The sequence below is a fragment of the Sporosarcina sp. genome (genome assembly GCF_029257255.1).
Taxonomy (GTDB): Bacteria; Bacillota; Bacilli; order Bacillales_A; family Planococcaceae; genus Sporosarcina.
Map to the genome: position 1 here is coordinate 1 of NZ_JARICI010000016.1, position 3,969 is coordinate 3,969.

Annotated in this window: 5 protein-coding genes; 3 read left to right on the forward strand and 2 right to left on the reverse strand. The window is 38.4% G+C overall.

Translation table 11 applies throughout. From position 1 onward, the window contains the following. Both Q1J64_RS04245 and ilvA read right to left on the reverse strand, forming a co-directional pair. On the reverse strand, positions 1-467 hold a 467-nt coding region (locus Q1J64_RS04245), incomplete at its 3' end, for a GDYXXLXY domain-containing protein (RefSeq protein WP_301107847.1). Positions 468-660: 193 nt separating this feature from the next. Then, positions 661-1,929, reverse strand: coding sequence for a threonine ammonia-lyase IlvA (ilvA, locus tag Q1J64_RS04250; RefSeq protein WP_301107848.1), 1,269 nt, complete (start codon positions 1,927-1,929; stop codon positions 661-663). A gap of 649 nt (positions 1,930-2,578) precedes the next feature. On the opposite strand from ilvA, the gene yhfH reads away from it, so the two are divergent. The 3 genes from yhfH to Q1J64_RS04265 all read left to right on the forward strand — a co-directional run bounded on the left by yhfH (position 2,579) and on the right by Q1J64_RS04265 (position 3,729). Continuing rightward, positions 2,579-2,689 carry a protein YhfH gene (yhfH, locus tag Q1J64_RS04255; protein WP_301107851.1) on the forward strand — a complete coding sequence of 37 codons (111 nt, stop codon included), beginning with the start codon at positions 2,579-2,581 and terminating at the stop codon, positions 2,687-2,689. A 120-nt stretch (positions 2,690-2,809) separates the two neighbouring features. Next, positions 2,810-3,247, forward strand: a complete 438-nt coding sequence (locus tag Q1J64_RS04260) for a DUF948 domain-containing protein (protein WP_301107849.1) — start codon at positions 2,810-2,812, stop codon at positions 3,245-3,247. A 2-nt stretch (positions 3,248-3,249) separates the two neighbouring features. Next, positions 3,250-3,729 (forward strand): DUF948 domain-containing protein, encoded by a 480-nt coding sequence (locus Q1J64_RS04265; protein ID WP_301107850.1) that lies wholly within the window; start codon positions 3,250-3,252, stop codon positions 3,727-3,729. Positions 3,730-3,969: the final 240 nt, after the last annotated feature.

Genomic DNA, 3,969 nt, shown 5'->3' on the forward strand with positions numbered 1-3,969 from the left:
TGACTGTCCGCTGCAACACGATGGCCTTTCTTTGGTACATAAAAGTAATCGAGACCGAAGTTGACGACATAATGATCGATTTCCCGGTATTCTCGTTCAGTTGTTTGTGGTAGCCAGCCTGATAGATAGACACCGTCAGCGGGTTCTTTTTCACTTAACGAGACGAGTTGATGCACGCCATTCTGATTTTCCAATATACCGTAGACTTTCGTCATACCTAAATCTTTTGGTTGTTTTAATTGTTTTACCAAATTAGCAGTTAATCGCTCTTTAGGTACCTTTTCTACTTCGTAGCGCAAGAAGATATAGTTTTCATTTTGATCTTTTTTGGTAATGGGTTCAGTCTGTAAATAGACATCCGCTCCTGTTCGAAGCGTAGTGAAGTGAGGAACTGCGATACTGGCAAGCAACAGTAGGGGAATGATGAAAAGTACGGCTATACTTATTTTTCTATGCCGATTGTTCATGTCAGTGTCACCGTCTTTCTGTAAATTTCATAAAAAGAATGCTTCTTATGTAAATACAGCATGTGCATAATGGATAGGTTTTAATAATAAATTACCCAAATAATTAATTGGGTAATATTTTTTCGAAGTCTCGTTTAAGGAATGAACATGAAAAAGCGTTTGGTATGCAGTGCACACCAAACGCTTTTCATCATTAGATTAACAGTCCAAACAAGGAGCTGTCTTTGTTTACTTCTTTATAAGGAAAACCATTTTGCTCCATTCGTTCAATTAGACCGTTGTAGTCTTCTTTACGTTTGATTTCTACGCCAACTAAGCCAGGGCCGCTTTCTTTATTGTTTTTCTTCGTATATTCAAACATGGTAATATCATCATCTGGCCCCAGCACCGTATCAAGGAATTGTCGCAATGCACCTGCGCGTTGCGGGAAATCCACAAGGAAATAATAAAGTAAGCCTTCATAAATCATAGACTTTTCCTTAATTTCCTGCATTCTGCCGATATCATTGTTACCACCGCTAATTACACAAACCACACATTTTCCTTTAATCTCATTTTTATAGAAATCAAGTGCCGCAATAGGAAGGGCGCCTGCAGGTTCTGCAATGATCGCGTGCTCATTGTATAAGTCTAAGATCGCGGTGCAAACCTTACCTTCAGGTACGCTGACGATATTCTCTACATATTGATTGCAGATTTCGTAGTTTAAATCGCCTACACATTTCACTGCTGCTCCGTCCACAAATTTATCGATCGTAGCCAATGGTACAACTTTTTGTGCTTCAATAGAAGCTTTCATACTGGCCGCGCCTGCAGGTTCCGCGCCAATCATTCGAGTGTGCGGTGATAAGTTTTTGATATACGTACTAATTCCGGACATGAGACCGCCGCCGCCGATACTTGCGAAAACGTAATCAATTGGCTCTTCAATATCGTTCATTACTTCAACTGCTACTGTAGCTTGACCAGCAATAATATCCCGGTCATTAAAAGGATGAATGAAAATTCGTTTCTCTTTATCCGTCAATTCAATGGCTTTTTCAAAACAGTCATCAAACGTGTCGCCGACCAAAATAATTTCGATTCGGTCGCGGCCAAACATTTTCACCATATTTACTTTTTGTTTAGGAGTTGTCTGTGGCATTAAGATCTTTCCGTCAATATCAAGATGCGCACATGCATACGCTACGCCCTGTGCATGATTACCTGCACTGGCACACACAATCCCTGCCTGGCGTGCTTCTGTTTCAATGCGTTTCATCTTATAGTAAGCGCCTCGCAGTTTAAAAGAACGCACATGCTGCAGATCTTCACGCTTAATGTACACATGACAATCATACTTTTCCGATAGACGCTCATTCTTTTGTAACGGTGTATGAGCTACTACGTCTTTCAGCAGTTGGTTAGCAATTAAAATTTCTTCTACTTGAACACTTTTGGTTTCCATATTTTTCACCTTCATAATTAATTCTCTAACCTCCGTAACGATTTAACGTTTACTCATAATAACATGAATAAAACGTTGTGAACATAAGAAAGTTCTAAATTGCGCGTTTATTTTATAAATTTTTCGCAAAAGTATAATCACCGATAAATGTAAGCGATTACTTAATTTATTCTGCTATCATTTAATGAGATTTACTATTTTCATGAATAAAGTGAAGAATTATTTTTACCGAAATCATTCCAGCGTTTAATATCATAAGAGAGGGGAAAACTAATAATTGAAGTGTAAATACTGTATAAACTGAAAGGGAGCGTTACCTATGCAGAAATGGGACAGTAGACCTGAAAAGCCGGATAATGCACAATGGACGGTGTTTGTGGTAATACTCGTGATCATTGCAGCGGTCATGGTATACGATTTACTTATGTAACAGCCTTACAATGTAGAGCGCATATTAAAGGCGCTCTAAATTATTGTTCAATTCTAAATTTTCATCATTCATCCGCCTCTTTTGGATTCTATCGCAGAATAATAGATTTTATCCAAAAGCAGTGACAAAATTATTCGTTCTGTTATATATTAGTATCAATCAAACAGATGCTGTATCAGTACAGCGAATCACACATTATGAATGGAGGAATTTATGATGAAAATGAATAATGAGATGAGAAACAACGTGGAGAAAGTTTGTCCAGAGTGTGGAGATAAGTTTACAGAGAAGCATGAGTCAGTAATTTATGAGTGTGAGCGCTGCGTTGGTCGTCACGAAGAATAAACATCACAAAAAATTGCTCCTTCTATTGTAGAAGGAGCAATTTTTTGTGATGTTTTAGAAAAACGCTGGGTGGTATAGAATAGTAAGGTGTATTCACTTTTGCGAAAGGAGGAACGACGTATGGCATATCTTGGTGTATTATTTATAGCAATCGCTTTTTTAATTGTGGCCATTTATCTCTCTATGTTGCTGACAAAGTCATCACACTTGCTGTTGACGGTCACCCACACAGCAAAAAGGGTGGAAGAGAATTTGGACGAGAGCATGGAATATGTAAGTGGACTGCTCAATGAAACAGAGCAATTGGCGACAGATGTCCAAGTGAAATTGGAAGCAACGACTCCAATGTTCGCAACGATTGAAAATGTCGGACGGTCAACCCAATATTTAAGTGAAGAAGTATCAAAACGGACTAGACAGTATGAAGAAGACGGATCACTTCCCGGGACACAGCCTTTTATCCAAGCTATTCAATACGGGGAATTCGGTTCAACTTTGCTGCGTTCGTGGAAACGCGGAAAAGAAAGCACAAAAAAAACTGGCAGAAATGAGGTATAACAATGGATCTCATAGGAATTGGCGTCATCTTAATTGGAATCGCCTTTATCATTTTGGCGATTTACTTCTCTAAAGTGCTGCAGCAAGTCGGAAACATTTTACAGGATGTAGATAAAACAGTAGGGGAGCTTCCTCGTCAGCTCAACGGCATTTTAGATGAGACAGGAAATTTAATTAAAAACAGTAATCATACATTGGCAGATATGAATACGAAAATTGAAAACTTAACGCCGTTGTTTCATGTGGTAGGTGATTTAGGTGAATCCGCACAGGCACTGACTTCTTCATTGGTCGATGTTTCTTCATCGGTTCAGCAAAAAGGCGATCATACCGCAACTTCGGAACAGAATAAGAAACTCGGTAGTATTTACGGTTCTGCTATGCTCGGCTATTACATCTTTAAAAAACGTAAAGAGTCTGCGGATACGCAGTATGAGCATAAACGTGAACGTACATTAGCTCGTGTACAAAAGTTGAAATAACAAGCGAATTAACATTAAATTAGAACAACAATCAGCATCGCAATTAGCGGTGCTTTTTTATTTATAAAAAAGGAATTTGGTGGTAATCCTGTTGTAATATCAGTAGAATATGTATATATTCAGTTGTCAACAAACTTGGCCATTTAACGGAATAAGCAAAGGGTTGCTCCTTTGTTTTGATCGGGAGGAAAATATGAATATTGAGTATTTAACCTATAACCAAAAACCGATAAGTGCAAA